Origin of the sequence: Ensifer sp. SSB1 (genome assembly GCF_016652895.1) — a bacterium.
Classification (GTDB): domain Bacteria; phylum Pseudomonadota; class Alphaproteobacteria; order Rhizobiales; family Rhizobiaceae; genus Ensifer.
This window is the reverse complement of record NZ_JAEPRP010000029.1, coordinates 28,173-50,742: the sequence shown is the minus strand read 5'-3', so window position 1 is coordinate 50,742 and position 22,570 is coordinate 28,173. Positions and strand designations below refer to the sequence as shown.

General features: G+C 62.7%; 24 protein-coding genes and 2 tRNA genes. 12 read left to right on the top strand and 14 right to left on the bottom strand.

Annotated features, from left to right (window positions below):
- Positions 1–584, bottom strand: a 584-nt coding sequence (locus I8N66_RS10160) for a beta-ketoacyl synthase N-terminal-like domain-containing protein (RefSeq protein ID WP_291153075.1), incomplete at its 3' end; no start/stop codon positions are given.
- 46 nt (positions 585–630) lie between these two features.
- Positions 631–1,146: a 3-hydroxyacyl-[acyl-carrier-protein] dehydratase FabA gene (gene fabA / locus I8N66_RS10155; RefSeq protein ID WP_113538865.1), complete on the bottom strand. Its 516-nt coding sequence runs from the start codon at positions 1,144–1,146 to the stop codon at positions 631–633.
- A gap of 322 nt (positions 1,147–1,468) precedes the next feature.
- Between fabA and irrA the strand changes: the two genes are divergently transcribed.
- The gene (gene irrA, locus I8N66_RS10150; protein ID WP_057247827.1) at positions 1,469–1,891 is read left to right on the top strand and encodes an iron response transcriptional regulator IrrA; all 423 of its coding nucleotides are present in this window, start codon (positions 1,469–1,471) and stop codon (positions 1,889–1,891) included.
- Positions 1,892–2,024: 133 nt separating this feature from the next.
- Here the strand turns inward: irrA and I8N66_RS10145 are convergent, their stop codons facing one another.
- Positions 2,025–2,660, bottom strand: coding sequence for a trimeric intracellular cation channel family protein (locus I8N66_RS10145; protein ID WP_113538866.1), 636 nt, complete (start codon positions 2,658–2,660; stop codon positions 2,025–2,027).
- A gap of 69 nt (positions 2,661–2,729) precedes the next feature.
- Positions 2,730–3,521, bottom strand: a complete 792-nt coding sequence (locus tag I8N66_RS10140) for a YdcF family protein (RefSeq protein WP_291153071.1) — start codon at positions 3,519–3,521, stop codon at positions 2,730–2,732.
- Between the two features lie 165 nt (positions 3,522–3,686).
- Between I8N66_RS10140 and I8N66_RS10135 the strand changes: the two genes are divergently transcribed.
- The gene (locus I8N66_RS10135; RefSeq protein WP_291153068.1) at positions 3,687–4,001 is read left to right on the top strand and encodes a hypothetical protein; all 315 of its coding nucleotides are present in this window, start codon (positions 3,687–3,689) and stop codon (positions 3,999–4,001) included.
- Between the two features lie 32 nt (positions 4,002–4,033).
- Here the strand turns inward: I8N66_RS10135 and I8N66_RS10130 are convergent.
- Positions 4,034–4,109, bottom strand: a tRNA-Ala gene (locus I8N66_RS10130).
- Between the two features lie 200 nt (positions 4,110–4,309).
- Positions 4,310–4,699: a TIGR02300 family protein gene (locus tag I8N66_RS10125; RefSeq protein WP_113538869.1), complete on the bottom strand. Its 390-nt coding sequence runs from the start codon at positions 4,697–4,699 to the stop codon at positions 4,310–4,312.
- Positions 4,700–5,089: 390 nt separating this feature from the next.
- On the opposite strand from I8N66_RS10125, the gene aroA reads away from it, so the two are divergent.
- From aroA to rpsA, 4 genes are all read left to right on the top strand, one after another.
- Positions 5,090–6,436, top strand: coding sequence for a 3-phosphoshikimate 1-carboxyvinyltransferase (gene aroA / locus I8N66_RS10120; RefSeq protein WP_291153065.1), 1,347 nt, complete (start codon positions 5,090–5,092; stop codon positions 6,434–6,436).
- Positions 6,433–7,266 carry a hypothetical protein gene (locus I8N66_RS10115; protein WP_291153062.1) on the top strand — a complete coding sequence of 278 codons (834 nt, stop codon included), beginning with the start codon at positions 6,433–6,435 and terminating at the stop codon, positions 7,264–7,266. The genes aroA and I8N66_RS10115 overlap by 4 nt, the downstream gene beginning before the upstream one ends.
- The gene (gene cmk / locus I8N66_RS10110) at positions 7,263–7,901 is read left to right on the top strand and encodes a (d)CMP kinase (RefSeq protein WP_113538871.1); all 639 of its coding nucleotides are present in this window, start codon (positions 7,263–7,265) and stop codon (positions 7,899–7,901) included. The genes I8N66_RS10115 and cmk overlap by 4 nt, the downstream gene beginning before the upstream one ends.
- 165 nt (positions 7,902–8,066) lie before the next feature.
- Positions 8,067–9,773, top strand: coding sequence for a 30S ribosomal protein S1 (rpsA, locus tag I8N66_RS10105; RefSeq protein WP_223726102.1), 1,707 nt, complete (start codon positions 8,067–8,069; stop codon positions 9,771–9,773).
- A gap of 86 nt (positions 9,774–9,859) precedes the next feature.
- Here the strand turns inward: rpsA and I8N66_RS10100 are convergent, their stop codons facing one another.
- Positions 9,860–11,440, bottom strand: a complete 1,581-nt coding sequence (locus I8N66_RS10100; RefSeq protein ID WP_291153056.1) for a hypothetical protein — start codon at positions 11,438–11,440, stop codon at positions 9,860–9,862.
- 320 nt (positions 11,441–11,760) lie between these two features.
- On the opposite strand from I8N66_RS10100, the gene I8N66_RS10095 reads away from it, so the two are divergent.
- Positions 11,761–12,090, top strand: a complete 330-nt coding sequence (locus tag I8N66_RS10095; protein ID WP_113538873.1) for a DUF6665 family protein — start codon at positions 11,761–11,763, stop codon at positions 12,088–12,090.
- Here I8N66_RS10095 and I8N66_RS10090 read toward each other — a convergent pair whose 3' ends face one another.
- Positions 12,091–12,852: a hypothetical protein gene (locus I8N66_RS10090; RefSeq protein WP_291153053.1), complete on the bottom strand. Its 762-nt coding sequence runs from the start codon at positions 12,850–12,852 to the stop codon at positions 12,091–12,093.
- Between the two features lie 184 nt (positions 12,853–13,036).
- On the bottom strand, positions 13,037–13,570 hold the full coding sequence (locus I8N66_RS10085; RefSeq protein WP_291153050.1) for a BA14K family protein: 534 nt from the start codon (positions 13,568–13,570) through the stop codon (positions 13,037–13,039).
- A gap of 214 nt (positions 13,571–13,784) precedes the next feature.
- Between I8N66_RS10085 and I8N66_RS10080 the strand changes: the two genes are divergently transcribed.
- The 3 genes from I8N66_RS10080 to I8N66_RS10070 all read left to right on the top strand — a co-directional run bounded on the left by I8N66_RS10080 (position 13,785) and on the right by I8N66_RS10070 (position 16,618).
- Positions 13,785–15,218: a phosphomannomutase gene (locus I8N66_RS10080; RefSeq protein ID WP_291153047.1), complete on the top strand. Its 1,434-nt coding sequence runs from the start codon at positions 13,785–13,787 to the stop codon at positions 15,216–15,218.
- Between the two features lie 77 nt (positions 15,219–15,295).
- Positions 15,296–15,382 (top strand) — tRNA-Leu (locus tag I8N66_RS10075).
- 282 nt (positions 15,383–15,664) lie between these two features.
- Entirely contained in the window at positions 15,665–16,618 is a 954-nt protein-coding gene (locus I8N66_RS10070) for an adenylate/guanylate cyclase domain-containing protein (protein ID WP_291153044.1), read from the top strand.
- Positions 16,619–16,621: 3 nt separating this feature from the next.
- Here I8N66_RS10070 and I8N66_RS10065 read toward each other — a convergent pair whose 3' ends face one another.
- The 3 genes from I8N66_RS10065 to I8N66_RS10055 all read right to left on the bottom strand — a co-directional run bounded on the left by I8N66_RS10065 (position 16,622) and on the right by I8N66_RS10055 (position 20,353).
- Entirely contained in the window at positions 16,622–18,628 is a 2,007-nt protein-coding gene (locus I8N66_RS10065; protein ID WP_113538878.1) for an adenylate/guanylate cyclase domain-containing protein, read from the bottom strand.
- Between the two features lie 151 nt (positions 18,629–18,779).
- Complete coding sequence (locus I8N66_RS10060; RefSeq protein ID WP_113538879.1) at positions 18,780–19,808, bottom strand: hydroxyacid dehydrogenase; 1,029 nt, start codon at positions 19,806–19,808, stop codon at positions 18,780–18,782.
- Positions 19,809–20,041: 233 nt separating this feature from the next.
- Entirely contained in the window at positions 20,042–20,353 is a 312-nt protein-coding gene (locus I8N66_RS10055; protein WP_113538880.1) for a hypothetical protein, read from the bottom strand.
- Between the two features lie 107 nt (positions 20,354–20,460).
- On the opposite strand from I8N66_RS10055, the gene I8N66_RS10050 reads away from it, so the two are divergent.
- The gene (locus I8N66_RS10050) at positions 20,461–21,087 is read left to right on the top strand and encodes a ribonuclease D (protein WP_113538881.1); all 627 of its coding nucleotides are present in this window, start codon (positions 20,461–20,463) and stop codon (positions 21,085–21,087) included.
- Positions 21,088–21,139: 52 nt separating this feature from the next.
- Here I8N66_RS10050 and I8N66_RS10045 read toward each other — a convergent pair whose 3' ends face one another.
- Both I8N66_RS10045 and I8N66_RS10040 read right to left on the bottom strand, forming a co-directional pair.
- A complete protein-coding gene (locus I8N66_RS10045; RefSeq protein ID WP_113538882.1) occupies positions 21,140–21,499 on the bottom strand; it encodes a YqaA family protein in 360 nt (119 codons plus the stop codon).
- A 68-nt stretch (positions 21,500–21,567) separates the two neighbouring features.
- Entirely contained in the window at positions 21,568–21,849 is a 282-nt protein-coding gene (locus I8N66_RS10040; RefSeq protein ID WP_113538941.1) for a SelT/SelW/SelH family protein, read from the bottom strand.
- Between the two features lie 218 nt (positions 21,850–22,067).
- Between I8N66_RS10040 and I8N66_RS10035 the strand changes: the two genes are divergently transcribed.
- Positions 22,068–22,523 carry a DoxX family protein gene (locus I8N66_RS10035; RefSeq protein ID WP_113538883.1) on the top strand — a complete coding sequence of 152 codons (456 nt, stop codon included), beginning with the start codon at positions 22,068–22,070 and terminating at the stop codon, positions 22,521–22,523.
- Positions 22,524–22,570: the final 47 nt, after the last annotated feature.

The following is a 22,570-nucleotide window of genomic DNA, read 5'->3' as shown; positions in this document are numbered from 1 at the left end:
CAGTCGAGATCTTCATGGCCGCCGGCAAACATCACGTCCTGCTTGCCCCACTGGATCATTTCGGCAGCATTGCCGATGCAGTGCGCCGAGGTCGAGCAGGCCGAAGAGATCGAGTAGTTGACGCCGTGGATCTGGAACCAGGTCGCGAGCGTCGCCGACGCCGTGGACGACATCGCCTTCGGAACAGCGAACGGGCCGATGCGCTTCGGGCTCACATTCTTGCGGGTGATGTCGGCAGCTTCGACGATGGTGCGGGTGGACGGGCCGCCCGAACCCATGATGATGCCGGTGCGCTCGTTGCGGGCGATGACGGACTCCTCAAGACCGGAGTCGGCAATCGCCTGCTTCATCGCCACATGGTTCCAGGCACCGCCCTGCGACAGGAAGCGCATGGCGCGACGGTCGACGAGTTCGGTCGGATCGAGCGACGGGGCACCCCAGACCTGGCACTTGAAGCCGTTTTCCGCGAAATCGGGAGAAAACGTGATGCCCGACTTTGCATCGCGCAGCGACGCCGTGACTTCGTCCGCGTTGTTTCCGATCGAGGAAACGATGCCGAGGCCCGTGACAACAACCCGTCTCATGATACTGACCTTTTCTTTATTTCGTTCGGTGCAGGCAGGCCTGGACTTACTCGGCCTTTTCCTTCGACAGACCGACGCGCAGGTCGGTTGCCTGATAGATAGTCTCGCCGTCGGCCTTCAGCCAGCCATCGGCAGTGCCGAGCACGAGCCGGCCGCGCATGACGCGCTTGAAGTCGATGCCGTACTGCAGCAGCTTGGTTTCAGGACGAACCATGCCCTTGAATTTGACTTCGCCGGTTGACAGCGCCATGCCGCGGCCCGGCTCGCCGAGCCAGCCGAGGAAGAAGCCCGTCAACTGCCACATGCCGTCGAGGCCGAGGCAGCCAGGCATGATCGGATTGCCCTGGAAGTGGCAGGGGAAATACCAGTCGTCGGGACGCACGTCGTACTCAGCGCGCAGATAGCCCTTGTCGAAGGCGCCGCCCGTCTCGGAAATCTCGGTGATGCGATGAACCATCAGCATCGGCGGCAGCGGCAGCTGCGCGTTGCCAGGGCCAAACAACTCGCCACGGCCGCAGGCCAGGATTTCTTCGTAGCTGAAGCTGGATTGTTTGGTGGTCATGAATAGATGCTTCCCCGAATGACTTAACGTGTTGTCCGATCTGCTTTAGAGCAAGTTCGGCTTGAAATGAAGCGTGGCGAACCCGGACCTTCTCGTTTCCGGCCAGGATAGCGTCGCCTCAGATGGCATTTTCGTTCCGCCGTCGCTTACAGGATCAATGTGGGCGCGACCAGAGTTAATTGCCAGCCTTCCCCGAGTTTGACCGGTTTTTCAGGCTTTGCAACGCATGTCTGGCCGAGAATCTATTGAAAGCGCCGGGCGCAAAAGTTATATCGCAACGGAAGTATTGTGAATTTCGCCGGGATACATGGAACGACCCTTGATGACGAAAGCAACAGAAGTGAGTTCGGAAGAAAGGCTGCGCCACTCAGGCCTGCGTCCGACCCGTCAGCGCGTTGCCCTCGCCGATTTGATCTTCGCCAAGGGTGACCGTCACCTGACCGTCGAGGAACTGCACGAGGAGGCTGTCATGGCCGGGGTGCCCGTTTCGCTCGCAACCGTCTACAACACGCTGCATCAGTTCACCGAGGCCGGCATGATCCGTGTCTTGGCGGTGGAGAGCGCCAAGACCTATTTCGACACCAACGTGTCGGATCACCATCACTTCTTCGTCGAGGGCCAGAACGAGGTTCTCGATATCCCCGTCAGCAACATCCAGATCGACAACCTCCCGGAGCCGCCGGAGGGAATGGAGATTGCGCATGTCGACGTGGTGATCCGCCTGCGCCGCAAGAACGGCCGCTGATCCAGGCACCATTCCGGGAAAGGCGCGGAACGCGGTTTCGCGCGAAATTGCGGGACTGAATCGGTCCCGCAGGGCGATGCTCAAAATAAGTTGATCACGCGTACGCTGGGCCGATCAGGCGCAGAAGCCCCATTCACATCACATCGTCAGGATTTCTGCCCGGCTGCGCCTTGCCAGTCGGCAGCGTCCAGCCGAACTTGAGCGCGCCGCCGCGCACGGCGAAGGCAGAGATGACGCCGAGCGTCGACGCCCCCGCCAGCGGCAGGCCCGCCATCGTCGCAAGCACGAAGGCCCCGGCGCCGATCAGCGCCGCCGTGACATAGACTTCCGGCCGCAGCAGCACTGAGGGCTCCCCGGCGAGCAGGTCGCGCAGGATACCGCCGAAGGTGGCCGTCAGCATGCCGGTAACGAGTGCGACGCCCGGCGAACCCGTGGCCGCAAATCCCTTCGCAGCACCCATGACGCAATAGGCCGATAGGCCGATCGCATCGAGCCAGACAAGGACCCGGTAGCGCGAACCGAACAGGTGGGCGGTGAAGAACACGACGACCGCTACAGTGGCGCAGACCAGGAGATAGGTCGGGTTGGTGACCCAGAAGACCGGCGTCGCGCCGAGGACAACGTCGCGCATCGTCCCGCCGCCGATCCCGGTCACCGAGGCGAGGAAGAGGTAGCCGATGATGTCGAGCTGCTTGCGCGAGGCCGAGAGCGCTCCGGTCGCTGCGAAGACGGCCACGCCGGCATAGTCGAGGATTTCGAGGATGGGCATGGGCGCTCCGGGTAAGATTCGGCGGTTCGGCTTGAAGCTGGGCCATCTCGTACCCCGGCGTCAACTGCGTCAGGGCGCCGGCAGGATCGAGGGTGTCCGACCGGCGAGGCGATAGGCGAGCAGGCCAATCCATTCGCGCACGGCCGTCGTCGTCAGCTGGGCATTCAGCGATGGCTGGGTGAAGTCGAAGCCGAGGCCAAGCTTGCCGCTGGTGCGGTAATCCGTCGGCCAGGGAATGACGGGTATGTCGAGGGCGCGGAAGAGCCCGACCGAGCGCGGCATATGGAAGGCGGAGGTGACGAGCGCGCAATTCGAAAGCCCGTGCGCCGCCAGCAATTCGCGGGTGTTGCGGGCGTTCTCGAAGGTCGTGCGCGATTGCTCCTCGCGAATCAGCCGCTCGCCACCGACGTCGAATGCGGCGAGAAAACTTTCCGATGCCTGGGCATCGCCGGCATAGGCGCCGCTGAACGAACCATCGCCGCCGGAAACGAGAATGTGGGCCTCGGGATAGCGCTTGGCGAGCGTCACCGTCTCGATGAAGCGGTCCGCCGCCTGGTTGAACTCGGTGCCACCCCGTCCCGCCATCACTTCATTCTCGAAGGCGCCGCCGAGCACGATGATGCAGGAAAGCGTCGCAGGCGGTGGCGAGGGGCGTGTGAAACGATCTTCGAGCGCCTGGAGCGCGTAAGGCCCCGCGGTCGTGAACAGGCTCAGGAAGAGCACCAGCGCGCCGAGCCCGCCAAGGAGGCCGCCGATGCGGCGCAAGCCCGCCGCCGTCGCCAGCAGCCCGGCAAAAGCGGCGAAGAACGAGAACGACAGCGGCTGTGCGACCAGCCAGAAGATTTTCGAGATCAGGAACATGGCATCAGCTTCTGCGTTTCGATGCTTAACAAAGCGTCAATGCATCGTGCGCGGTGGCGCGTTTACTTTGGCGGCGAACCGCGTCGCGTTGCGCGCATCTGCGCGTTGCAGATGGGCCCCATCCCACCACTTTCATTTGAAGCCGAAAGGAGTATCATCCGGGAGATGACCACGATATCGGGCTTCAGATCCCAGCTGTTTCGTGCCGCCAATGAGGTTCATGAACTTACCCCGTTGCAGGCACAGCGGCTGCTCGAAGGCGCAGTGGCGCTGATCCGCTGCATGCGCGAGCAAACCGGCATGGAGCCGAACACCGAAGCGCCCGATGTGACCAACGTCCTGCTGGACATCGCCGCTTCTGCGCCCAATCGATCGGAACGCGAAATCCGCAACGCCCTGCTCGAGTCTGCGGATATCATCCGATTGTTGACGATGATCCTAGATTCGCTGGACGAACTGGAAAGCAGCGGCGGGCCTTGAGGAGTTAATTCTGATCAGTCGAAGGGAAAATTTGGTGGAGCTAAGCGGGATCGAACCGCTGACCTCTTGCATGCCATGCAAGCGCTCTCCCAGCTGAGCTATAGCCCCATATCGGGTTCCGGCTAGGCCGGTCCGGGAAGTTCGCCGGGCTGTTGTGCTCGGCGAGTGGCGGCTTATTACTTCCCCTTTTTGAGGATGGCAAGCCGAAAAATGCGTGGCCTGTGGATTTATTTTCAGTCCGGGCCGATTTTCTCCCGTCCGGGCCGTAAAGGCCGAGGACGGGAGCATTACCATGTCATTTGAAGCGCTTAGACGTCTTCGTCTTCGTCGGACACGCCGATGAGGCCGCTCATGTCGTCGTCGTCTTCGTCTTCGTCGGCTTCGAGGAAGGTGTCGTCGTCGTCACCGTCGATCTCGACATCGTCGTCGCCGAGATCCGGCAGGTCGTCGCCGCCCGCTGCCTCGTCATCGGCATCCTCGAGCGAAACGAGTTCGACTTCGGTGTTCTCTGCATCAACTTCCGTGACGTCTTCTTCTTCTTCCTTCTCGAGCACCTTGGCGACCGAGGTTTCTTCGAAGAACGACAGCGGGTAGGACTTGCCGGTGTAAGGCGAAACGATCGGATCACGGTTCAGATCGTAGAATTTGCGCCCCGTTTCCGGGTCGATGCGCTTTGTTCCAAGTTCCGGTTTTGCCACAGTCAAAGCCTCTTGAATGGCCGGCCGTGCCGGCTCTTGCCGGAAAACCGGCGGGTGGAAAGGGTATCAAGCTTATGATGATTAGCCGGTCCCCATAATCATCTTGATAGCATCTGTCAAAGACAAAACGTGCAAGCCCCTGTGTCGCGGGCGTTCCCGCGCTCGCAGGAATGCCTTCCGGTGACGATTTATGGGAGCATGCAGCAGGGGTTGTGGTAGGGGTGTCGCTGAAAGCGGGTGCCGGCCCGCTAGGATGCCCTGGGGGCGGCTGCAGGACTTTCTTGGATCCCATCCGATCTAAGAATGGAAACAGACAGCCGTCCAAAGTGCTAAAGCGACCTTGGCGCGTTTCAAAATGCGCCCGCCACTGTCACGGTTCGAGGATACCGCATGTCCCATGGAGCGGGCCAAAGCCCTGCCACTGCCCGCAAATCCGACGGCCTCAAGGGCACGGTCCGCATTCCCGGCGACAAGTCGATCTCGCACCGGTCGTTGATGCTGGGTGGCCTTGCTGCCGGCGAGACGCGGATCGTCGGCCTGCTCGAAAGCGCGGACGTGATTGCGACCGGCCGGGCCATCCAGGCCATGGGCGCCAGGATTCGCAAGGAAGGCGACACCTGGATCGTCAATGGCGTCGGCAATGGTGCTTTGCTCGCGCCGGAAGCGCCGCTCGATTTCGGCAATGCCGGCACCGGTTGCCGCCTCACCATGGGTCTCGTCGGCGTCTATGATTTCGAAACGACCTTCATCGGGGATGCCTCGCTCAATCGACGGCCGATGGCGCGGGTGCTCGATCCCTTGCGCGAAATGGGTGTGCAGGCGAAGGCCGCTACCGGTGACCGGCTGCCGGTGACGCTGCGTGGACCAAAGACGCCGACGCCGATCACCTATCGAGTGCCGGTCGCATCCGCGCAGGTGAAGTCCGCCGTTCTGCTTGCCGGTCTCAATGCGCCGGGCATTACCACGGTCATCGAACCGGTGATGACCCGTGACCACACGGAGCGCATGCTCCGCGGGTTCGGCGCCGAACTCTCGATGGAGACCGATGCCACCGGTGTCCGAACCATCCGGCTCGAAGGGCGCGGCAGGCTCGTCGGCCAGGAGATCGACGTGCCCGGCGATCCGTCCTCGGCGGCTTTCCCCTTGGTTGCGGCGCTCGTCGTTCCGGGCTCGGACGTCACGATCCGCAACGTGCTGATGAACCCGACCCGCTCTGGGTTGATCCTAACATTGCAGGAGATGGGCGGCGATATCGAGACGGTCGACATCAGGCAGGTCGGCGGAGAAGACGTGGCGGATCTGAGGGTGCGCCATTCCGAACTGAAAGGTATGACGGTCCCGGAAGGGCGGGCGGCCTCGATGATCGACGAGTATCCCGCTCTCGCCATCGCCGCCGCCTTTGCCGAAGGCGCGACCGTGATGAGCGGCCTCGACGAGCTGCGCGTAAAGGAATCCGATCGCCTCGCCGCCACCGCGGCAGGCCTGAAACTCAACGGTGTCGATTGCGATGAGGGCAAGTCCTCGCTGGTGGTGCGCGGGCGTCCCGGTGGAAGGGACCTTGGAAATGCTTCCGGTGCCGCTGTGAAGACCCATCTCGATCATCGGATTGCCATGGGCTTTCTCGTGATGGGACTTGCTTCGGAACATCCGGTTCAGGTTGACGACGTGGGATTGATTGCAACGAGCTTTCCAGCGTTCATGGATTTGATGACAGAGCTTGGTGCGAGGATCGTGTGAAGATCACGGCACTCGCGGTAAGCATGAGATGGCTGCCCACGATTGCAGTCGTAGTTCTCCTGACGCTACTGACGCAGATTGGTGGAGTAGTCTGGCTCGTTGCTGTCGGTCTTGCTCGCCGATGCAAAACAGGTGCTTGCGGTTATCTTGCACTTTTTCTTGGCATTTATGCCGCCGGTAGTGCGCTTGGTTACACGGTGGCACCGATCTTCGGCCGGGTTTCGCTTCCCTGTTTCGACGACGGCACATCGCGGCTCAAGATGCAGTCGCCTTTCTTCTGCGTCCTGAACCGCCAATATGTCGTTCCGGAACTGAAGGAAGCGGCTCTCGCCTTGTCGAGGCACATGGATCAGGCGTTCCCCGGAACGACGACCTTGGCGCTCGACGCCAATTTTCCTTTTTTCAGCGGCTTTCCACTGTTCCCGCATCTGTCCCATTCGGACGGCCGCAAGCTGGATGTCGCGTTTTTCTATCAGAATGCCGATGGCAGCTATCTGGATGAGACGACTCGCTCGCCGATCGGCTATTTCGCCTTCGAGCAGCCTCGGCCGGATAGTATTCTTCCGTGCCGGGATCGCGAAGATCTCTTGACCTTGCGATGGGACTTGGACTTCTTGCAGTCGTTGTGGCCGCCCTTGCCGCTGGAGGAAAGTCGCACCGGGGAGGCGCTGCGCTGGCTCTCCGGGGAGGGGAGCAGTTTCGGTATCGAGAAGATATTCGTGGAGCCGCATCTGGCGCAAAGACTTGGCGTTCAGGCGGAGTCCATTAGGTTTCAGGGTTGCAGAGCCGCCAGGCACGACGACCATTTACATATGCAGGTTGGAAAATGACGTTCACCATCGCCATCGACGGGCCGGCCGCAGCCGGCAAGGGTACGCTGTCGCGCCAGATCGCCGAGGAATACGGCTTTCATCATCTCGATACGGGCCTGACCTATCGGGCCACCGCCAAGGCGTTGCTGGATAGCGGCCTGCCGCTCGACGACGAGGCGGTCGCCGAGAAGATGGCCCACGATGTCGAGCTGGCCGGACTCGACCGTTCGGTGCTTTCCGCCCACGCAATCGGCGAGGCGGCGTCGAAGATCGCCGTCATACCGGCGGTGCGTCGGGCGCTGGTCGAGGCGCAGCGCGCCTTTTCGCAGCGCGAACCCGGAACCGTCCTCGACGGCCGCGACATCGGCACGGTCGTCTGCCCGGATGCGCCAGTGAAGCTCTACGTGACCGCCTCGCCGGAAGTGCGGGCGAAGCGCCGCTACGACGAGATCGTCGGCAATGGCCAACCGGCTGATTATGCGGCCATCTTCGAGGACGTGAAGAAGCGCGACGAACGCGACATGGGTCGCTCCGACAGTCCCTTGCGTCCCGCCGAAGACGCGCACTTGCTTGATACGTCTGAAATGAGTATAGAGGCGGCGTTTCAGGCCGCGAAGACTTTGATCGATGCGGCTCTGATGAAGAAGATCTGAAGAAGAGCCCATCCCCGACTTGGTCAGGATCGCTCTTCTTGCATAAGCCTGAAATTCCGTCCACGCGCCGGATTGCCCCTTTGGTGGGGCGGACTGGGTTCAGGCCTGTTCAACACCAGCCCCCGGCGCATGTGCGTCTCGTATGAGATGCATGCAGGAGATTCCATGTCTGCTACCAATCCTACCCGTGACGATTTCGCCGCCCTTCTCGAAGAATCCTTCGCGAAGACCGATCTCGCCGAAGGCTATGTTGCCAAGGGCATCGTTACGGCCATCGAAAAGGACGTCGCCGTTGTCGACGTCGGTCTGAAGGTCGAAGGCCGCATCGCTCTGAAGGAATTCGGCGCGAAGGCCAAGGACGGCTCGCTCAAGGTTGGCGACGAAGTCGAAGTCTACGTTGAGCGCATCGAAAACGCGCTCGGCGAAGCTGTTCTGTCGCGCGAGAAGGCTCGCCGCGAAGAGAGCTGGCAGCGCCTGGAAGTGAAGTTCGAAGCCGGCGAACGCGTCGAAGGCATCATCTTCAACCAGGTCAAGGGTGGCTTCACCGTCGATCTCGACGGCGCCGTTGCCTTCCTTCCGCGCTCGCAGGTCGACATCCGTCCGATCCGCGACGTCACTCCGCTGATGCACAACCCGCAGCCCTTCGAAATCCTCAAGATGGACAAGCGCCGCGGTAACATCGTCGTGTCGCGTCGTACGGTTCTCGAAGAGTCCCGCGCCGAGCAGCGTTCTGAAATCGTTCAGAACCTTGAAGAAGGCCAGGTTGTCGAAGGCGTCGTCAAGAACATCACCGATTACGGTGCGTTCGTCGACCTCGGCGGCATCGACGGTCTGCTCCATGTCACCGACATGGCATGGCGCCGCGTGAACCATCCGTCGGAGATCCTGAACATCGGCCAGCAGGTCAAGGTTCAGATCATCCGCATCAACCAGGAAACCCACCGCATCTCGCTCGGCATGAAGCAGCTCGAGTCGGATCCGTGGGATGGCATCGGTGCGAAGTACCCGGTCGGCAAGAAGATCTCCGGTACCGTCACGAACATCACCGACTACGGTGCGTTCGTCGAGCTGGAGCCGGGCATCGAAGGCCTGATCCACATCTCCGAAATGTCCTGGACCAAGAAGAACGTACACCCCGGCAAGATCCTGTCCACGAGCCAGGAAGTCGACGTTGTCGTTCTCGAAGTCGATCCGACCAAGCGTCGTATCTCGCTCGGCCTCAAGCAGACGCTCGAGAACCCGTGGCAGGCATTCGCGCATAGCCACCCGGCTGGCACCGAAGTTGAAGGCGAAGTCAAGAACAAGACCGAATTCGGCCTGTTCATCGGCCTCGACGGCGACGTTGACGGCATGGTGCACCTTTCCGACCTCGACTGGAACCGTCCGGGCGAGCAGGTCATCGAAGAGTTCAACAAGGGCGACGTCGTTCGCGCTGTTGTTCTCGACGTCGACGTCGACAAGGAGCGCATCTCGCTCGGTATCAAGCAGCTCGGCAAGGATGCAGTCGGCGATGCCGCCGCTTCCGGCGAACTGCGCAAGAACGCCGTTGTTTCGGCCGAAATCATCGCGATCAACGATGGTGGCATCGAAGTGAAGCTCGTCAACCACGAAGACATCACCTCGTTCATCCGCCGCGCTGACCTCGCGCGTGACCGCGACGAACAGCGTCCGGAGCGTTTCTCGGTTGGTCAGGTTGTCGACGCTCGCGTCACCAACTTCTCCAAGAAGGACCGCAAGATCCAGCTGTCGATCAAGGCTCTGGAAATCGCTGAAGAGAAGGAAGCCGTTGCTCAGTTCGGTTCGTCCGACTCGGGCGCTTCGCTCGGCGACATCCTCGGCGCGGCTCTGAAGAACCGCCAGAACAACGAGTAATCGTTGCCTGACATCTGAACTGGAAAACCCGCGGAGAGCGATCTCCGCGGGTTTTTCTTTGGTCGAATAGTGTCCGTCTCGCCGCCTCAGCCAAGGCCGCCAAGTCTGCGGTAGAGATCATAGGCGTCGGGTGCGTCCGGCGTCGTGTCCTCGGGCACGGCGTCGTCCGTTGGCTCTGTTCCGTCCCCTTGGCCCTGGTCTTCGCCTTCGTCTGTGCTTTGGTCTTCGTCCGATGCTTCGTCTTCCGATCCGCCAGGCATTTCGTGACTGAGGTTTTCGGTCTCCACCGCATCGTTGGCGACCGGCGGGTAGGGGATCATGGCAAAGGGAATGGCTTCGCGCGGAAGGCCGTTTTCCACCAGCCTGGCGATGACCTGCTGCATCGTCTGTTCGTCGGCTGCCCGTTGCGGCCGCATGTCTGCCGGCATGCGTTGGGCCGCTTTCGCGTCCTCGGACTTGTCGTCAAGCAGGGACGGCAGGGTGTTGCCGCCATCCGGCGTCTCACGCATACGTGCTGCGGCGTCGGTCGCGCGCGCTGGCATGGCGGTTTCTTTGTCCGGGACCGGTGCTGACGCGTCCGCTCCATCGGCGTGCGCGGTGGTCGGCTTGGTCTCGGTGCCGGCAGTTCCAGGCGGGACCACGCTGTCGCGAATGAGCGTCTTGATCGCCTCGAAGAGCACCCGCATAGGCCTGGCTTCCGGATTGGCGCGACTGGCCGCGGCGGTGGTCTTGGTGTCGCTCTCCTCCTCGGCATCGGGCATCGGGCCATAGGTGCCGTCTGGGTCCACATCCTCGGTGGATTCGGCATCGACCGGTACCGCTGTGCCCTCGCTGGTCGATGCCTCGATTTCGACATGCCCGCTATTGGCGGTTTCTTCGGGTTCGGGCCCGAGCGGGGGCTGCGGCGCTGCTTCCTCGACTTCGCCTTCGCCGGTGAGAAGGGCAGCGGCACTTTGGATCGGCGTGCCGTCTGCTGCAGCGGGCTTCCCCGTGCTTGCGCGCGTTTCGTTTCGCTCGGCCGGTACGCCGGTCCGACCTTTCGAAGGCGCCTCGGTCGTTCCGCCCTGGTCGAGGTCGTCGCCCTGCGGCTCGAGCAGGTCGCTGTCGCCGCCGGCCCCGAAGGTTTTTCGCAGCACCGCTTGCAACAGCGCGACCTCGCCGGCGGCAGGCAAGCGCGTAGCGCCCGGGTTGAACGGCATGGCCGGCTGGAGGGAGGGATTGCGCAGGATGACGTCGCGCGCCTGGGCAGGCATCGGTGTTGCCGTGCTGCTCGGCGCGTTCGCGCCGTTGCGGATCGCCGGTAGGTCGGCAAGCAAGCCAACCCGGATGGAAAGGTTGCGCCCGCCGAGCTGGCGTTCGAGCAACAGGCGATCGGACGCTGGCATCGATTCGAGGAAGGCCACGAGGCGGCGTACGAAATCCCGTCCACCTTCCTGGGGCAGGGGAGGGAACTTCAGGATACGCGCCAGATCCTCCATCAGCCGCACCAGTGCGTCCTTGGAGAGGATTTCACGGCCCGAGAGATGCCGGGTCAGTGCGTCCAGGATCTTCTGGATGGCTTCGCCGCGTTGGCCGGCGGGCAACAAGGCTGTCTGCGGCTGCGCTTTGGCGCTCGTGTCTTCTGCGGTAGCGGCCGCGGCTCGGGCCGTCTGGATGGGTATCAGCATTCTGGTCTCCATCTCGCTTGACCTCGGGTTGACCAGTCGTCGTTGACCGACGAAACGCGGGTGCACGCTAGGGCACGGACCGATTTCCGGCTCGCGTGCGGATAGTTCGCTTCGCTACATACGGGTTGGCGCCTCATGCGCGTCTCGGCCAATGGCCGGACAGCCGCGACACCGTCGCGGATAGGGGAATCGGCATGATGTCCGAGGTTAGGTGAAAGAGGTTTATGAAATCTTAACCATGTTTCGATGGCGGCAACGATCCGCGCCCCTTGCCTGCCGCCCACCGCAGCGCCATCTTCAGGGCTTCCGAGGAGTTCCGGATGACCGTTCGTCCCCCAAAAGCCCTGAGCCCGACCTTCTCGACCAACGGCGCCTTCAGTGTGCTCGAATACGAATTGATGTCCGAGCGGGCCGATGCGCTCGGCCGCCATGGCCTAAAGGTGGAAAAGGCGCTTGCCGCGCTCGCGGCGCTCAAGCCGGAAGCCACCTCCGATCTGCGCGAGCGACTACTCGATGACGCCTCCGACGCTGTCTGGGCGTTCTTCATTCAGCGCGAGATTTGCGGGCTGCGGGACAGCCGCGACGCCGTTCTTCGTTATGGCATCCCCAAGGAGGTCATGGCGCGCCTGGGTATCGTGCGCAAGAAATGATCAGCCAAAGCTCTGGCTGGCGAGGCTGTAAAGGCCGATCTCGTCGAAGCGGATGAGCTTTGCCTGTCGCGCCTCCTGCTGGTCGGCGATGGACTCCAACTCGTCCTTGAGCTGGAGTCCGCGCACGCGTTCCTCCTGCTCGTCGAGCGACTGCTTGTCGGTGCTGCGCGTCGGATCGTTGCGTAGACTGTCGACCTGGGCCTCCTCGGCCGATCCGGATTCCGTCGCCGATTTCAGGCGATCCACCGCCTTTGCAGCCTGTGCCTGGCTTTGAGCGCTCTTGTCGCTCTTCTCGCCGAGCGCCGCCTTCAGTATCTGGTTCTCCCGGCCGCCCGGATTTTTGAGCGCCTGGGTCAATTCGGCGAGCGTAACGCCGAGCTTGTCCAGCCCAAGCCGCTCTTCGACCTTGGCGACGTCCCCTGGCTCAAGCGCCTTGATCTGGTTGTCGACGGCCCGTGCGAAAGCGGCATCAGACTTGAACGCCTCGCGGTCGAGCTCGAAGAACGCTCCGACCTGACGGATGAGCGCGGCGCGATTGCTGTTGGGGTCGTTGTGGGTGCGGTCGAAGAAATGGGCGTTGATCTTGTCGTTGGCCGCCTTGCGGGCGCCATCGGACTGGACCTGCGCCTTCAGGACCTTGTCGTCCTTTGTGCCCTTGGCCTTTTCCTCTTCTTCCGCCTGCCGCTTTTCGATGTCCTTGAGGATCGAGCCGACCAGGCTGGTCGTTGCGGTGGCAGTCGATTGCTGAGTCGGAAGCAGCATGTTTCATCCCCGGACAGCATCGTGGCGCTTTCCGGAACGGTAGGCCGTCGCGGTTAATGCCGGCTTAACCGAAGTCTCCCACAAGTCGGGACCGATCGGACACACGGAACGCCATCTCCACGCTTGCGCGCGGAGAAACATGAGGCGCCTTTGCCTTCATACGGCGTCGCGCAGCAGGTCTCGCCTATCGGTAGGGCGAATAGCAGACCTTGTAGGCGCCGCCATAGCTCAAGAACCGGTTGGTTGCCGGATTGTAAGAGCGGTAGCGCGACATGCACCAGCTAACATGTGAGCCGCCGTGAACATATCGGTCGCGATAGTAGTAGTTACCGCCATAGTAGCGACGCGGGTAATAGCCGTAGCGGGGGTAGTAACCGTAGCGGGGGTAGTAGCCGCCATAGCGGGGGTAGTAGCCGCCATAATAGCCGCCACCATAGTAGCCGCCACCATAGTAGCCGCCCGAGCCGAAAGAGAAGCTCAGCCCCGAGCCGTAGTACGGTCCGCCCCAACCGTGACGGTAGTAGGGTCCACCCCATCCGTGGCCCCACCCGCCGCCCCAGTAGCGCCGGTGGTAGTACTGCACATTTTGGACGTCGCCCTGTGCCTTGATCTGGAGATCGGGTGCCTGGATAGGCATTGCCTGGACAGGCCCGATGGGGGTGATCAGGGAGGTGGCGGCCAAGCTGCAGCCGATAACGAAATCGCGAAATCCCGTCATTTTTTCCTCACTTTCAGAAGGCCATGCCTTCCGGTTGTGTCCCTGCCTGTATTACGTTTGTGTTTCTTGGTTTATTCATGGCGCCGGGCGCTTTGCGCAGTTGCGGGAACCGCTGGATTTCCGCCCGTTGCCCTCTACTGTACGATGCGCCTATCCTTCGGTCGTGTCACTGCGGTTCTTTTCCGATCCTTCCCCCCCGTCAGCGAGGTACGCGATGCAATTGAAGTTTGGCACCAGTGGCTTGCGCGGCCTCTCCGAGGAACTGAAGGGTGAGCCATCCGCGCGCTATGCGACGGCCTTTGCCCGACACCTCGTGGCGTCCGGCCACAGCCGGCCCGGTGACGCCATTCTCATCGCTCGCGATTTTCGCGATTCGAGCCCTGAGATTGCGGCCGTTTGCGCCGCTGCGCTGGCGCGCGAGGGGCTGCGCGTTTTCGATTGCGGTGCGGTGCCGACCCCGGCGCTGGCGCTTTATGGCCTCGCCAACAAGGCCGCGGCCTTGATGGTCACCGGTTCCCATATTCCGGCCGACCGCAACGGCATCAAGTTCTATCGTCCCGACGGCGAGATCGACAAGGAGGATGAGGTGGCGATCAGCGGCATCGCCGACGGGATTGCGCACCAGATCGCGCCAGTCGCCGATGCCGGGATCGGGGAAGACCACGCAACCCGGGTCGCCGCACTCTTCATGGCAAGGAACCGGCAATTGCTGTCCGCCGGCGCGTTGTCCGGCCTCAAGGTGGGCGTGTACCAGCACAGCACCGTGGCGCGCGACCTGATTGCCGAACTGCTGGCTTACTTTGGCGCCGACGTCGAGGCCCTGGGGCGGTCCGAACAGTTCATTCCGGTCGATACCGAAGCGGTATCGGCGGAGACGATCGAGCGGCTTCAGGAATGGGCGCGCGAACACCGCCTCGATGCGATCGTGTCGGCGGATGGCGACGGCGACCGGCCCCTGGTCGCCGACGAGAACGGGCTGCCCTTGCGCGGCGATCTGCTCGGCCTGATGGCCTGTGGTTTTCTCGGCGCAAGACTTGCCGTCACTCCGGTAACCTCCAACTCCGGCCTGGACGGCAGGGAAGGGCTCGCTGTCCAGCGCACTCGCGTGGGCTCGCCCTTCGTGATCGCGGGCATGCAGCAGGCATTGAAGGACGGCGCGCAGAAGGTCGCCGGCTTCGAGGCCAATGGCGGCACGCTGACTGCGAGCGCCTTCGCGGTCAATGGCGCAACGCTCGAAGCGCTGCCCACGCGCGATAGCTTTCTGCCGATCGTTGCGGCGCTGGCAGCGGCCGCTGAGGCCAAGCTGTCGCTTTCTGCGCTCGCCGCGTCCTACCGGCTTCCGGTGGCGCTCAGTGATCGGCTCGAAAACTTCCCGGTCGAAACGAGCGCCCGGCTGATGACATTTCTGCGCGCAGACGAAGCAAATCTTGCGCAATTCCTGGCGCCGATCGGCGGCGTCGCTGCGGTCAGTGACATTGACGGGCTGCGCGTGACGCTCGACGATGGCCGAATCATCCATTTCCGGCCGTCGGGTAATGCGCCCGAGATGCGGTGCTATGTCGAAGCGGAGACGCCGGAAGCTGCCGAAATGCTGCTCTCAAGAGGTCTATCCACAATCCGCCGTTGGACGGAAACCGCTTCGAGTTGAGTTTTTTGCAATCCGACACGAAAACTTCAAAAAGCCTGTTGACACTTTAGCCCGGGCCTTTTACACCCCCGCTCGTCGCCCAGATGGCGGAATTGGTAGACGCGCCAGCTTCAGGTGCTGGTACTCGAAAGGGTGTGGAGGTTCGAGTCCTCTTCTGGGCACCAAATTCCCAAGCCAAATCGTTGATTTGGTTTTGAAAAACCCCGGCTTGCCGGGGTTTTTTCGTTTCTGGATTTTGGCCGGAATTCGACACGATTTTCCGCCGAGCGGCACGCACGCTTGCTTTAAAATGGTTGCGCGCCGTCGTTATTTTCGCGCGACGTGCCTTGAAGCTTCGATCTCCAGCATTGATATTCTATCCGCAACGCAGGGGGCGTGCGGACCGTGCGAACGCGGCACCATGCAATCGTCCGCCGGAATGGCGGAACTTGAGCGAGGATGAGGCGATGTCTGAGACGCGTCGCAAGCTGACGACAATCCTATCCGCGGATGTCCAGGACTACACCCGGATGATGCGTGCCGACGAGGAGGGCACGCTCGCCACTCTGAAGCGCTATCGCGATTCCATGGGGCGGCTCATCGAGGCGCATGAGGGCCGCGTGGTCAACACCTGGGGCGACGGCCTCATCGCGGAATTCCCGAGCGTCGTTGAAGCCGTGCGCACCGCGGTCGACGTGCAGAACGAACTGGCAGGCTGCAACGAGAACTGCCCCTCCGACGAACAGATGCTGTTTCGCATCGGCATCAATCTCGGCGACGTGATCGCCGAGGGCGACGACCTCTACGGCGACGGCGTCAATGTCGCAGCACGCCTGCAGGCTTCCGCTCCTGCGGGCGGCATCGTCATTTCGAATACAGTCTACGACCAGGTGCGCAACAAGGTCGCCGTCGGTTTCGATTTTCTTGGGCCGTTGGAGGTGAAGAACATCGATGGCGGCGTGCCGAGCTATGCGGTGCGCATCGGCATGGCGGATACCCGCCCGGCGTTCAGGAGCGAAACCTTTGGGCGTCCCGGCGACGGGGCAGCTTCGGACGACGGGCGCGCCCATCCCAAGCCAGACCAGGGCGGCTTGATTGCCGCGATCAAGACAGGATCGCTTCCCGTCCTGGCCGTCATCGCTGCCGGGCTGGTCGCTCTTAACCTGCTCACCTGGAACGGCGTGCTGTGGGCCGTCTGGCCGTTGCTCGGCCTTGGCATCCTGGCGGGCCTTGCGTGGCTCAGAACCAACCGGTGGGTGGACCGCGGTATCGGCGTGCTGGCGCTTTCCGGGCTGGTGCTTCTCACCATCAATCTGTTGACCTGGCGCGGCGTGTTCTGGGCCGTTTGGCCACTGCTCGCCTTTGCCGTGGTGGGTGGCATTCGCTGGGTAACGCGTCAGAAGCGCGGCCTCCGGTCCTGAGCCCTACACGCGGTCCTTCGCGCCACCGGAAGCATTGTCGGGCATTGTCGGCCGAGAATCCGCCGACGCCGGTTCTTCCGGCTCGGCGCCCAGCACCTCGTAGATCTCGAGCGCAGAGGCGCGGCCCTTGGCCTGCGCCGAACCGAGCGGCCGGAAACGGATGGTCTTGCCGGCCTGGGCGACGACCGCGCCGCTTGCCATGATCGTGGTGTCGTAGTTCTTGTTCATGCCTTCCAGGCGGGAGGCGACGTTCACGGTGTCGCCCATTGCCGTATATTGCAGCCGCTCCCTGGCGCCGACATTGCCGACGACGGCGGTACCGGTGTGGATGCCGAAACGGGTGCGAAACTCCGGAAGCCCCTTTTGGCGCTGGGCTTCGTTGAAGACGCGCAAGCGCTCCTCGACCGCCAGCGCGCACCGACAGGCATGTTCGGCATGTCTTTCGTCCGGCGCCGGCGCGTTCCACATCGCAAAGACCGAATCGCCGAGGAACTGGATGATCGTTCCGTCGTGTTCTCCCACCGTCTCGCTGAAGATGTCGAAATACTCCGACAGCATCGCAACGACCTCTTCGGGCGGATACTTCTCGCTGAGCGTGGTGAAATCGTAGATGTCGGTGAAGACCGCCGTCACCTCCTGTCGCCAGGCGGAGCGGCCGCTGAACTGGCCGGACTCGATGCCTTTGCGAACCAGTTCCTTGGGCACGTAGAGAGCGAAGGTGAAGATCGCGTCCCGTGCCCGGTTCATGGCTCCACCGAGTGTGGAGATCTCGCTGACATGCGAGGAGACGTCGATGGGCGTGGTGAAGTCGAGATCCTGCAGCCGGTTGGCGCTGGCGGTCAGCTGGTTGAGCCCCTTTGTGATCAGGTGCGCGAGCACCAGCGAAGCAAGCACCGCGAGGGCCACGACCGAACCGGAAATCGCCAGCCCCTGCACGAGCGTCTGGTTCGCCTCTGCCATCAGTTCGTCGAGCGGTGCAGCCACCACGGCGCGGTTGCCGGAGAGAAGCAGTGCGGATTCGAGCGGCGTCACCATGACGAGATAGGTTCGGTCTCCGACCTCGACGAAGTCTGCCTTGCCGGGCTCGGGCGGATGGAGGCGGATACTCTGGATCAGCGGGTCGCTATCGGCCTGCACGATCGGGCTATCCTTGCCCTTCGCCGCCATGATGCGACGCATCATCACCCGGTCCGAATGGATGATCGGACGCCCGACGGCATCGAGGATGAACGAGACGGAACCGGTCGTCAGCCGCTCGCGGGCAAGAAAATCGGTGATAGTATCGAGAATGACGTCCGCGCCGATGACGATCTGAGGATTGCCGCGATGCGCCTGCGAGATTGTCATCCCAAGCGTTTCGGTCGTGGCACTTTCATAAGGGCCGGTCGAGACCGCGGCCTTTCCGTTGACGGCCGCCCGGTACCACGGACGGGTCCGCGGATCGAAGCTGGAAGGCGGAAGCCGCCGCTCGGAAAATTGCGTCCCGTCCTTGTCCAGGAAGAGCACGCGCTGAAGAGGCTTGCCGTTTGCATCCTTTTCCATCGAGCGCACGGCAATGGCAGCACCACGCGGCGCGTCGAGTGCCATGCGCCAGGCGATCTGCTTGAGGTCGACCACCTGAAAGAACGCGCCGTTGGGATAGCCGACATAGACACCGTCGATATGCGGCGAGCGGGTGATGCCCTCGCGCAGGACCGCCACCTTGTCGTTCATGCGCTCTGGTGGCGGCACCAGGAAGGAATTGGCGACCGAGGAGACGAGGTTGACGAGGGCCGAGGTATCGCCGGAGAGCACGCCCAGCCGGTCGACGAGGCGGTTCATGAAACCGCGCATATTGGCCTCGGCGTCGGCGATCGCGGCGTTGCGCGAGCGATGATAGTCAAGCCCGACGAGCGTGGCGGAGACGACGATCAGCATGGCAACAATGACCAGGCTGAACAGCGATCGCAGCGAGCTGTTCCAGCCTTCGCGCGTTCTGCTTCGTCGAGTGTCGGGCGTCGTGTCTGCCATTGCGGTTCTCTGGTCCGTACCGATCAACTGACGACGACCTTAACGTGCAAGGATGGTCGCATGTGCAAGGAAAGTTAAATGCGAATCCCATAAAACACGTTAATCGGCGGGATGCACGCCCCGCCGACATCCGCCGCAAAAAATCGGTGGCTCAGTTCACCGTCACAGGCTTTGAGCGCATGCGCGCGACGGTTTCTCGCTCGGCCCGCTTGCAGCGCATCGGCGGCAGGTTGCGGTCCATCAGATCCATGTCCTCGAGCACCATCTCGCCCATCTTCTTGAAGGCGCTGTCGAGCGCGCCGGCGCGATGGGCCGAACGCAGAAAGCCCGGCAGGCGGCGAACCGGGTGGTCGAGCGGCAGCGGCTCTTGCGGAAAGACGTCGCTGGCCGCCACGATATGGCCGCGTGCGACGGCTGCCATCAGTGCATCGAAATCGACGACGCCGGCCCGGCTCAGGAGGATGAAGGCGGCGCCAGGGCGCATGCGGGCAAAGGCCTTTTCGCCGAGGAAGCCTTCGTTCTCGCTGGTGACCGCGGCGACGACGAAGACGAAGTCGCTGTCGCCGAGAACCGTATCGAGCGACGCGGGCTCGACGCCGTTGTCCCTCAGGATCGAGGCCGGCATCCAGGGATCGAAGACGCGGATCCTGGCACGGAAACCGGAGAGCACGCGGTTCAGCGCCTTGCCGAGATCACCGAAGCCGATGATGCCGATGTCTGAGCCGGAGAGGAGCCGCGCCGAGCGGTTGCCGTCGCCGCCCCAGAGTTCGTGCCCCTCGCGGAAGGCAAGGTCGGCGTCGACGACACCGCGGGCGATGTTGAGCGCCATGGCAAGGCCGAGTTCGGCGACCGGCTCGGCAAAGACCTGGCCCGTGGTCACCACATGGATGCCGCGTTCGAACAGCACCTCGTAGGGCATGTTGTTGATCAGGTTGCTCTCGACATTGAGGATCGCCCTGAGCTGGCCCATGCGCTGGAGCGTAGCGTGATCGAGCGGCGGCTGGCCGATGATGTAGCGCGCTTCAGCCAGAACCGCGTCGCCGACCCCGGCGATATCGTCCGGGTCGGCTTCGACGATCCGGTAGCGCTGGTGCAACTCCTTCAGTGCTTCCGGCGTGAAGATGAGGTCGAGCGTGCGTGGCGCGGGCGCGCTGATGGCAAGCGGTCTCGTATCGGGCATGGTTCCTCCCACGGCGTGTTTCCCTCAATCCTAGCCGATCAAAGGATAAAGACACGCAGCAATTCAAGGTGCTGCAGCAACCTTTGCACGCCTGAGCACGTCACGCGGCGCTATGGTCGGAGGCCCCTCCGCTTGTACGGTCAGACTGGGAACAAGTTCGCGTCTCGCCAGGCGGCATGGTCCTCAAGGCGGCAGGCTCGCGAGGAGCCCGCCAGGCGCCTTGGCGCGCCTCTTCAATAGCCGAGACCGCGTTTCTGGCGGTAGAGCGACGGCGGCAGACCGCTGCCCTGGAAGACCGGACCATCGCCTCGGCGGCAATTGTAGATCGTGTCGTAGACGGGACCGCCGCGCGCTGACGATTCGAACGGATAGTTGCGGTCGACGAAGGTCTGTTCGCAGACCGTCTGGTCGTTGCCGCCATTCAACGGATCCATCTGGCGCACGCCGGGCAGGTCCCGGTAGCTCTGTGCCGGTGCCGGGATGGCGGAGAGCCCCAGTGTCAGCGTGAGGGCCGAAAGGGCGAGGGCGGGGCGAAGAGAGGTCATTGCAGGACTTTCGAACGGGCGACCGTCGGGCGGGATACGGTAACGGTATCGCCGGCGCCAAACTTGCGCTATAGGCCACACCACTTCGTTTGATCTGGGGATTTTCGATGCCGAATGCAATACGGGTCCATGAAGGCGACATTTCCGCAGCCGATGCCGCGCGCTATCGAGGCGCGATCGCCATCGACACCGAAACGCTTGGTCTCATCCCCCGCCGTGACCGTCTCTGTGTGGTGCAGCTTTCGCCGGGCGACGGCACGGCCGATGTGATCCGCATCGCCGCCGGGCAGAAGGAGGCACCGAACCTCGTCGCCATGCTCGCCGATCCGGCCCGCCAGAAGATCTTCCATTTCGGCCGCTTCGATATTGCCGTGCTGTTCCACACCTTCGGGGTGACGACGACTCCGGTCTTCTGCACCAAGATCGCCTCGCGGCTGACGCGGACCTATACCGACCGCCACGGCCTCAAGGACAATCTCAAGGAAATGCTCGACGTCGACATTTCCAAGCAGCAGCAGTCGTCCGACTGGGCGGCGGATATCCTGTCGCCGGCGCAGCTCGAATATGCGGCTTCCGATGTCCTGCACCTGCACGCGCTGCGCGACAAGCTGACGGCACGCCTGATCCGCGATGGTCGCATGGAGCACGCCGATGCCTGTTTCGCTTTCCTGCCGACGCGTTGCAAGCTCGACCTGCTTGGCTGGGACGAGACGGACATCTTCGCTCACAGCTAGTCCGTGAGCGCGATTTCGTGATGGCTTCGCTTGGCCTCGGCTCGCGCGGGTGTCAGGGCGTGATGTACAGAACGACGGCATAACGCGCCGCCTTGCCGATCGTGACGAACAGTAGGAACAGCGGCAGCGACATGCGCAACAGGCCCGCGACCAGCGTTAGCGGATCGCCGATGACGGGCAGCCAGGAGAGCAGCAGCACCGGTTGGCCGTAGCGGGCAAAAAGCGCCTCCGCTTTCTGACGGTTTGCTGCGGAAACCGGAAACCAGCGCCGCCCTTCGAACCGGATGAGAAAGCGCCCCAGCGCGAAATTGACGACGGCACCGAGCACGTTGCCGAGTGTCGCCGCAACGAAGAGCGCGGGGCGACCGGTCTCTCCGTGCAAGGCGGCAGCAACGACTGCGGCTTCCGACATGCCGAAGAGCAGCGTCGCTGACAGGAATGCGGCGGAAAAAACGCCGGCAAGAATTCCGAAATCCAGGATCAGCTCCTGTCCGTATGGCCGAGATCGCGCTCCGGCTCGATGATGTCGCGGATGCGCTGCTTCAGTTCCTTGGGGCCGGGGAAACCGCCGTCGCGCTTGCGTTCCCAGATGAGCGCGCCATCGACGCGGATCTCGAAGTTGCCGCCGGTGCCGGGAATGAGCGCCACTTCGCCGAGCGACTGCCCGAAGGTCTGCAGCAGTTCCTGCGCCATCCAGCCGGCGCGCAGGAGCCAGTTGCACTGGGTGCAATAGAGGATGGTGATGCGCGGCTTCTGGTCCATCGGATTGGTCTCGGACGTGTGTCGGGCGGCGACCATACCGGCGGCGCCGGGCGGAAACAACTGCGTCGTCGCGCCTCACGCGCTCACGCCGTACTCACATAATTGTCAACTTATTTAGTCATGTTTTTATCGGCCTGCAGCTTGCTTTGAGAACGCGCCGCGGCGAGAGAATGCGGCATTGCACAAATTGTCGCACCCAACCGCCGGAGAGGCCATTCATGACCGACGTCACCGCTTCCAGTTCCCGCCCGCGTTCCATCCTGCCGGCTCTGGAAAAGATCTATCTGCCGCTCGACACATCAGCCGAAACGCTGCTGCGTGTGCTTGCCGGTGTGCTGCTTGCGGTTCACGGGTTCGGCAAGATCACCGATCCCTTTGGTGCGATCGGCATGGTCGAGGGCCTCGGCTTCTATCCTGGCGTCTTCTGGTCGCCGCTGCTCGCCGCGACAGAATTCTTCGGCGGCATTCTGATTGCGATCGGCCTGCTGACGCGCCCGGCTGCCTTTGCCGGTATGATCGTTCTGCTCGTCACCGTCTACTTCCACGGCATCGTGCAGGGTGAGGGGCTTTTCGGCGCCGAGAAGTCCATTCTCTGGGCGGCGATCCTGTTTTTCTTCGCCATCCGCGGCGCCAACAGCCAGTCGGTCGACGCCAAGCTTGGCAAGCAGTTCTGATCGATCGAACGATTGTCAGGGAAACGGGGAGGCGGTGGAAACCGGCC

What these genes read in the sequence shown, in the direction of transcription:
- fabA (WP_113538865.1), bottom strand. Translation starts at nt 1,146, where the DNA reads ATGACCACCAAACAATCCAGCTTCAGCTACGAAGAAATCCTGGCCTGC.
- irrA (WP_057247827.1), top strand. Translation starts at nt 1,469, where the DNA reads ATGACGAAAGCAACAGAAGTGAGTTCGGAAGAAAGGCTGCGCCACTCA.
- I8N66_RS10145 (WP_113538866.1), bottom strand. Translation starts at nt 2,660, where the DNA reads ATGCCCATCCTCGAAATCCTCGACTATGCCGGCGTGGCCGTCTTCGCA.
- I8N66_RS10140 (WP_291153071.1), bottom strand. Translation starts at nt 3,521, where the DNA reads ATGTTCCTGATCTCGAAAATCTTCTGGCTGGTCGCACAGCCGCTGTCG.
- I8N66_RS10135 (WP_291153068.1), top strand. Translation starts at nt 3,687, where the DNA reads ATGACCACGATATCGGGCTTCAGATCCCAGCTGTTTCGTGCCGCCAAT.
- aroA (WP_291153065.1), top strand. Translation starts at nt 5,090, where the DNA reads ATGTCCCATGGAGCGGGCCAAAGCCCTGCCACTGCCCGCAAATCCGAC.
- cmk (WP_113538871.1), top strand. Translation starts at nt 7,263, where the DNA reads ATGACGTTCACCATCGCCATCGACGGGCCGGCCGCAGCCGGCAAGGGT.
- rpsA (WP_223726102.1), top strand. Translation starts at nt 8,067, where the DNA reads ATGTCTGCTACCAATCCTACCCGTGACGATTTCGCCGCCCTTCTCGAA.
- I8N66_RS10100 (WP_291153056.1), bottom strand. Translation starts at nt 11,440, where the DNA reads ATGCTGATACCCATCCAGACGGCCCGAGCCGCGGCCGCTACCGCAGAA.
- I8N66_RS10095 (WP_113538873.1), top strand. Translation starts at nt 11,761, where the DNA reads ATGACCGTTCGTCCCCCAAAAGCCCTGAGCCCGACCTTCTCGACCAAC.
- I8N66_RS10090 (WP_291153053.1), bottom strand. Translation starts at nt 12,852, where the DNA reads ATGCTGCTTCCGACTCAGCAATCGACTGCCACCGCAACGACCAGCCTG.
- I8N66_RS10085 (WP_291153050.1), bottom strand. Translation starts at nt 13,570, where the DNA reads ATGACGGGATTTCGCGATTTCGTTATCGGCTGCAGCTTGGCCGCCACC.
- I8N66_RS10080 (WP_291153047.1), top strand. Translation starts at nt 13,785, where the DNA reads ATGCAATTGAAGTTTGGCACCAGTGGCTTGCGCGGCCTCTCCGAGGAA.
- I8N66_RS10070 (WP_291153044.1), top strand. Translation starts at nt 15,665, where the DNA reads ATGTCTGAGACGCGTCGCAAGCTGACGACAATCCTATCCGCGGATGTC.
- I8N66_RS10065 (WP_113538878.1), bottom strand. Translation starts at nt 18,628, where the DNA reads ATGGCAGACACGACGCCCGACACTCGACGAAGCAGAACGCGCGAAGGC.
- I8N66_RS10060 (WP_113538879.1), bottom strand. Translation starts at nt 19,808, where the DNA reads ATGCCCGATACGAGACCGCTTGCCATCAGCGCGCCCGCGCCACGCACG.
- I8N66_RS10055 (WP_113538880.1), bottom strand. Translation starts at nt 20,353, where the DNA reads ATGACCTCTCTTCGCCCCGCCCTCGCCCTTTCGGCCCTCACGCTGACA.
- I8N66_RS10050 (WP_113538881.1), top strand. Translation starts at nt 20,461, where the DNA reads ATGCCGAATGCAATACGGGTCCATGAAGGCGACATTTCCGCAGCCGAT.
- I8N66_RS10045 (WP_113538882.1), bottom strand. Translation starts at nt 21,499, where the DNA reads ATGTCGGAAGCCGCAGTCGTTGCTGCCGCCTTGCACGGAGAGACCGGT.
- I8N66_RS10040 (WP_113538941.1), bottom strand. Translation starts at nt 21,849, where the DNA reads ATGGACCAGAAGCCGCGCATCACCATCCTCTATTGCACCCAGTGCAAC.
- I8N66_RS10035 (WP_113538883.1), top strand. Translation starts at nt 22,068, where the DNA reads ATGACCGACGTCACCGCTTCCAGTTCCCGCCCGCGTTCCATCCTGCCG.